At 68.8% G+C, this 6,151-nt stretch carries 3 protein-coding genes and 1 pseudogene; 1 reads left to right on the forward strand and 3 read right to left on the reverse strand.

Going from position 1 to position 6,151, the window contains the following annotated elements:
* Window positions 1–273: 273 nt before the first annotated feature.
* Window positions 274–1,359: pseudogene (locus ACFYX0_RS46205) on the reverse strand (integrase core domain-containing protein).
* A gap of 92 nt (window positions 1,360–1,451) precedes the next feature.
* On the opposite strand from ACFYX0_RS46205, the gene ACFYX0_RS46210 reads away from it, so the two are divergent.
* Window positions 1,452–1,694 (forward strand): hypothetical protein, encoded by a 243-nt coding sequence (locus ACFYX0_RS46210; protein ID WP_388981444.1) that lies wholly within the window; start codon window positions 1,452–1,454, stop codon window positions 1,692–1,694.
* Between the two features lie 183 nt (window positions 1,695–1,877).
* Here the strand turns inward: ACFYX0_RS46210 and ACFYX0_RS46215 are convergent, their stop codons facing one another.
* The gene (locus tag ACFYX0_RS46215) at window positions 1,878–2,324 is read right to left on the reverse strand and encodes a hypothetical protein (RefSeq protein ID WP_388981446.1); all 447 of its coding nucleotides are present in this window, start codon (window positions 2,322–2,324) and stop codon (window positions 1,878–1,880) included.
* A 67-nt stretch (window positions 2,325–2,391) separates the two neighbouring features.
* Window positions 2,392–5,931, reverse strand: coding sequence for an ALF repeat-containing protein (locus ACFYX0_RS46220; RefSeq protein WP_388981448.1), 3,540 nt, complete (start codon window positions 5,929–5,931; stop codon window positions 2,392–2,394).
* Window positions 5,932–6,151 lie beyond the last annotated feature (220 nt).

Consider the following 6,151-nt stretch of genomic DNA (forward strand, 5'->3'; position numbering starts at 1 on the left):
GATATGACTTCGACACTCACATCCTTGCAGGTCAACGGCACCTTTCTGCTATCGGGGCGTCAGGTCGCCCAATTCCGCTGAATAGCCAGGGTTAATACGCCCCTCTTCTGCCGAGCAGTAGATAGCGGCGTTTGACGGCAGCGCTGATGGCAACGCAGGCGAACGCCGACGGCGCCGCGAGGCATCTTGCGGGGCCGTCGACGTCGCTGCAGGCGGTGCAGAGTTACGGCGCGGCAACCGTGCCTGTGGGGCTCGGAAAGTCATCGCCGCAGGTCAAGCAGCGTACCGGTACTCGTTGATGGCACCACCGAGGATGCGGGTGCGCAGGAGTCTGTGGTCGTCGAGGTCGTGGACGGTGGCGGGCTGCCCGGAGGCGTGAGGGGGTCGTTGATCTCGGGCCCGGTGAGGTCGGGGCGCGTTGTAGTGCCGTTCGAAGTCGGCCAGGACTTGCCGGGCGTGGGCCTCGTTCATGAGCAGGACGTGGTCGAGGGCCTCGCGACGGACGGTGCCGATCACCCGCTCGCAGTGCGCGTTCATCCGAGGCGCCCGTGGCGCGCTCAGCAGCACCTCCATGTCCTCGGTTTCGAAGACGGCGTCGAAGGACGGGTCGTACTTGGCGTCGCGGTCGCGCAGCACGAAGCGCAGGGACTCCATGTGCGTGTCGAGTTGGTCGGCGAGATTGCGGGCCTGTTGCGTCGCCCAGGCCCGAGTGGGGTGGGCGGTGACGCCGGTGATGTGCAGTCTGCGGGTGCCGTGTTCCAGGAACGCCATGGCGTACAGGCGCTTTCCGAGCATGGTGTCCACGTGGAAGAAGTCGGCTGCGGTGATCCCTTGGGCTTGGGCGGTCAGGAACTCGCGCCAGCTGGGGCCGGACCGGCGTGGAGCCGGGTCGATGCCCGCGGCGTTCAAGATCCCCCAAACCGTGGACGGTGCGATCGGATGGCCCAGCCGGGCAAGCTCGCCTTGGATCCTGCGATGTCCCCACCGGGGATTCTCGCCGGCCAAGCGCAGTACCAGCTTCCTGAGCGCGGCCGCAGTCGGGGGTCGGCCGGTGCGGCCGCGGCGGGCGGAGTAGTCCTACTTCTTGGCGATCAGCTTGCGGTGCCAGGCCAGTAGGGTGCCGGGGGTGACGGGGAAGACGTCGGCCCAGCGGCGGCGCGGTATCAGCGAGGACAGGGCGGAGAGCCAGAACCGGTCGGCCCACTCGTAGCGGACCGGGCCCTTGAGCTGACGGCGCAGGACTGAGTTCTCATGCCTCAGCACCAACAACTCGGCGTCCCTGGCGGTGTCTCGGCGCAGTAGGACAGCCGGTAGGGACAGCATCGTGCGGGCAGCGCGGTACAACAGCGACACGACCATCGGGACAGCGTCTCAGCCACCACCGACAACCATGTACACCGCGGCTCACCTGCAGCGATGACTTTACGAACCCCACAGGGCCGTGGGGTCGGGTGTACGACCTTTTCCGCCGCTGGCAGCGAGACGGAACGTGGCACCAGATCTTCACCGCCCTGCAGAGCCGGACGGATGCGAAGGACCTGATCACCTGGGACATCAACGTCGACTCGACGATCGTGCGGGCCCATCAGCACGCCGACGGGGCGCGCAAAGGGGGGACCTTCAGAAGGAGCCGCCCGGCGGCGTCGCCGTTGAGCCGGACGACCACGGGCTCGGACGCTCGCGCGGCGGGCTGACCACCAAGTTGCACCTGGGCGTCGAGCAGGGGCAGAAACCCATGTCCATCGTGATCACCGCCGGGCAGCGCGGGGACTCCCCACAGTTCGAGGCCGTCCTGGGCCGGGTGCCCCGCCTGGGGTCGGGCAGGCCGCGCACCCTGCCGAGGCGAGTGCGCGCGGACAAGACACCCCAGGGGCCGGTCAGCTCTGCCGATTCTCCCATGAGGCCACGAGGTCAGTGCATGTGATGCGGATGTGACCACCAATCAGCTGGATGGTATGCACGCAGCCCGTGGCTGCGGGCAGAATCTCGTCGAGTTGCACAGGCCCCAACTGGTCCAGTTGCCCCGTCATTTCGAAGCCCGTGACGCCTTGGTAGCAGACTCGGAGGACCTCTTGCGAGAAGTCGTTCCAGTGAAGAAGGATGTGTAGCGAGAGCTCTTTGGATCTCTCCTCGGCCGAGATGAGGTACGGCCGCAGATCCTTGACGCAGTGCTCGCGGTAGAAGTCGTAGTGCTCCGGGTCGGAAGCGAACCGCCGTGCGCCCACGGGCAGGTGAGAGAGGATCTCAGGGAGCTTTTCCAGGTACGCGCTCGGATCGAGTAGGTACCCGGTTTCGGTCTTCTGAATGTTGATGAACTCGAGCATGGAATTCCTTCGAACCGTGGGGGCGTGAGGCGGGTGCCTCACGCCCCCTGGAAACGCCTACGGTGACTCAGCAGCCACGCGGCCTCATCCAGTCTTCCCCCTTGATGCTGTCGCCGGGCTTGAGAATGCCTGCGCGACGCATCCAGTCGACAGCGTACCCCTTGAGGACTGTCTCCAGCTGATACGGAGGGTCCTTCGGGACCGGCAGAGAGTGCTTGGAAAACCAGCCATCACTGCCGAAGAATCCGTACTCCTTACCCTGGTAGTAAACATGGATCTCGAAGCCCGACCTCCCTCCGCCCGCCGGGAACTGGTCGATTCGACCTGTGTAGTCACCGAAGAAGTGCAGGGGGTCGAGACCGCCACTGGCGGCTGACCTGGCGGTGAATGCCCGCCCCGCTGGCAGGAAGCGTGAGCTTCTCGCGAGGGGCACCCGCGGGCAGCTGTCCCCGGCCTCGGCAAGGCTGTGGAACCGGGATTCCTCGATTACACCTTCGACTCCCTCCTCGACTTTCTTGGCGGCCCTGAGCTCACCGGCGGCGGGGAGGACGACCAAGGCCGCGGAGGCGCATTTGCCGAGGGTGGGGTTTTTGATGCAGTCCTTGATGTCGTTGAGGCCGAGGAGTTCCCAGGTGATTGCGGTCAGGGTCGGGTCGGGCGGGGTGGTGTCGATGACGAAGTCGCCCGGGGCGAGTGCGCAGGGCAGGAAGCCGGCTATCTCGTGGTTGGGGCTCGGGCGGCAGCGCCGGGGCTGCTTCTTCTTCGCCTCTGCTGCGGCCTTGCGTGCTACTTCGGCCTGGCGTCGGGCTTCGGCTTCCTCGGCCCGACGCCTGTCCATCGTGATCTGCCAGGCCTGCTTGGCCTGGGTCTGGGCTTCCTTGGCGCTCTTGCCGGCCGCGACCGCTGAGTCGTGGGCGTCGGCTGCCGCATGGTCGGCCTGTTCGGCGGAGCTGCGTGCGTAGGTGGCGTTGAACTGGGCCTGGGCGGCGGATTCGGTGGCGTCGTCGGCGTCGCGGTCGGCGGCGTCGGCGGCGTCGCGTGCGGTAGCTGCGGACTTGGCGGCCTGGTTGGCGGAGTTCTCCGCGCTGGTGGCTGCGACGTCGGCGTCGTGGGCGTAGCCCTGGGCCTGGTGGGCGGAGTTGGCGGCTTCGTTGGCTGCCTTCTTCGCGTCGGTTTCGGCCCTGTGAGCGTCCGCTGCGGCCTTGGCGGCGAGCCAGCTGTTCTGTCGGGCCGTGGCGGCGATGCCGGATGCATCGGCGATCAGGCGCTGCATCTGGGCGTTGTGGGTGGCGGCGAGCTTGTCCTTGCGGTCGGCCATGTACTGGCCGACCTGGAGGAAGTCGTGCAGCTCGTCGGCGGGGCCGGACAGGGCGATCTTGGCGGCTGCCTGGACTTCGGGTCCGCCGTCGTTGACCAGTTTGGAGGCGGTGACTCGCTCGTCGTCGTTGCGGGCGCCGTACTGGCTGGTGGCGATGAAGGCGGCCAGCGCCTTGGGGTCGTTGGCGGCCAAGGCGGCCTTGGAGGCTTCCTTGACGCCGGGACCACCGGCGTTGTCGATCTGCGAGACCTGCACGCGCAGGTCATCGTTGGCGACCGTGTACTGGCCGGTGGTGTAGAAGTCGGCGATCTGCTGGTCGCTGCCCTTGAGCGCCTCGGTCGCGGCGGTGCGCACTGCCTCGTAGGGGCTGGTGGTGCTGAGCTCGAAGACCTTCTCGCGGGTCTCCTGTGCCTTGGCCTGCTGCCAGCCGGTGCGCAGGTATTCCAGGACGTCGTCGTCGGTGCCGGACAGGGCTCGGGCGGCCGCGGCCTGGCTGAAGGGCCCCAGTTCCTTGAGCGCCTTCAGGGCGAGCCGGCGGCCCCTGACCGCGAGGGCCTTGGTGTCCGCATCGGGCCTGGTGGCTTCCGCCGCGAGGGTTTGCGCGGTGTCGTCCAGGCCCCGGGCGTCTGCCAGGTCGGCGGCGGCCTGGGAAGTGAAGTCGTCCGCCTGGTCCTTGCGTGTCCTGGCGCGTTCGATGGCGGCGTTGGTGCGGGTGGTGAGGTCTTCGGCCTCGCTCTTGCGGGCGATGTCGTACACCTTCTTGGTGGTCGCCACCGCCACGTCGGCGGTGTCGGCGGCCTGCTTGGCCGCTTGCGCCTGCTTGTCGGCCTGCTTGGCCGCATCGGCTGCCTGGCCGGCGTGCTTGGCCGCGTCCTCCGCCGCGTCCGCCGCCTTGTTCGCGTGGTCGGCGGCGGAATTGGCCGCGTCCCGCGCGGCGTAGGCGGCGTTGGCGGACTCGTCGGCAAGCGCCTGGGCTGCGTCGGCGGCACGGTTGGCCTCCGCCGCGTGGCGACGGGTCTCCGCGGCCGCCTGCGCGGCCTCCTCGGAGTGCGCGCCGGCCGCGTCCGCAGCCGCGTTCGCCTCATCCGCCGCATCAGCGGCCGCGTTCGCATCGGCGCCGGCGGCGCGCGAGTCCGCAGCGGCTGCCTTGGCAGCCCGGGAGGCGTCCCCCGCCGCCTGGGCGGCCTGCGCCGACTTGGCGGCAAGCAGCGCCGTCGCGCGCGCATTGGCCGCCGCATTCTTCGCATCCTCGGCCTTGCCCGCATTGCCGGCGGCCGCCGCTGCGGCGTTGTAGGCCCGGGAGGCGGCGTTCGCCGCGGCCGTGGCCGCCGCGGCGGTCTGCGCGGCCGCCGCCGCGGCAACGCGCGCGGATTCGTTCGCCGCGTTCGCCGCGCCGATCGCCTCCTGCGCCGCACCGGCGGCCGCACGCGCGGCATCTGCCGCCTGCCTGGCCCTGGCCGCAGCCATCTCCGAGTCGCCCTTGGCGGCCTCGGTCTCCTTGGCGGCTCGCTGCGCGTCCTCCTTGGCCAGCGCAGAGGCCGCCTTCGCCCGCGCCGAGGCCGCCTTGGCTGCCTCGGTCGCGGCCTGCGCTCGCGTCCCGGCCTTTTGCGCCTGGTCCAGCAACTGCTGGATGGTGGCGTGTTCCTGGTCCTTGTTGCGGGCCACGAACTGCCCGACCTCCAGGAACTCCACCACGTCATCCGGGGTGCCCTGCAGGGCGAGCTTCCCGGCCGCCTTCACCGCCGGCCCGCCATCGTCGATGAGCTTCGAGACCTCGACCCGGTCGTCGGTCTCCCGAGCCTGGTACTGGCCGACCTTCAGGAACTGCGCGACATCATCCGGGGTCCCCTTCAGAGCCGCCATGCCCGCCTGCTTTACCCCGGGACCACCGAAATTGATGACCCGTGAGGCCTCCACCCGTTGGTCCTCCTGCAGCGGCGCCTTCCAACCGCCCTTCAGAAAGGCCCGCAGCTGTTCGGGGTCACCGTTCAGCGACGCCCTGAGTGCTTCCTTGGCAGCCGTCTGCACCGCGGCGCCGCCCACATTGAAGACACGGCTCACTGCCACACGGTCGTCGTCATCTTGGATGTCGTTCTTGGCGCCGAGGAAGTTCTTCACGTCCTCGTCCGAGCCCGTCAGAGCCTTCTCCGCCGCTGCTTTGATGCCGGTACCGCCGGTCATCCACAAGTCGACGACCAATGCGCGATCGGGAACCGAGTAGCGCGAGGCGTCGTCCACAGGGTCGGCTACGGCCGGCCCGGCACCGAGCAGGCCGACGGCGAGCGTCACGGGTAGCAGGACGGCGCACGCGCTGCGCAATCCAAGAGCCTGGCCGTCCCGTGTGAGTGCTTTCCTCGTTGATGACGCTCCCCATGAGCGCAGAGGCCGTTTCACAGGCCTACTCCCCCTGAAAGATATGTGAGATCAGTCATAAGTCGGCACGTGTGCGGATGCGGCTGGTCGGGCCGTGCACCCGTTGGCAGAAAGCGGTGACCGCTGCGGCCGAGCG

Origin of the sequence: Streptomyces sp. NPDC002573, assembly GCF_042889625.1 — a bacterium.
Classification (GTDB): domain Bacteria; phylum Actinomycetota; class Actinomycetes; order Streptomycetales; family Streptomycetaceae; genus Streptomyces; species Streptomyces gibsoniae.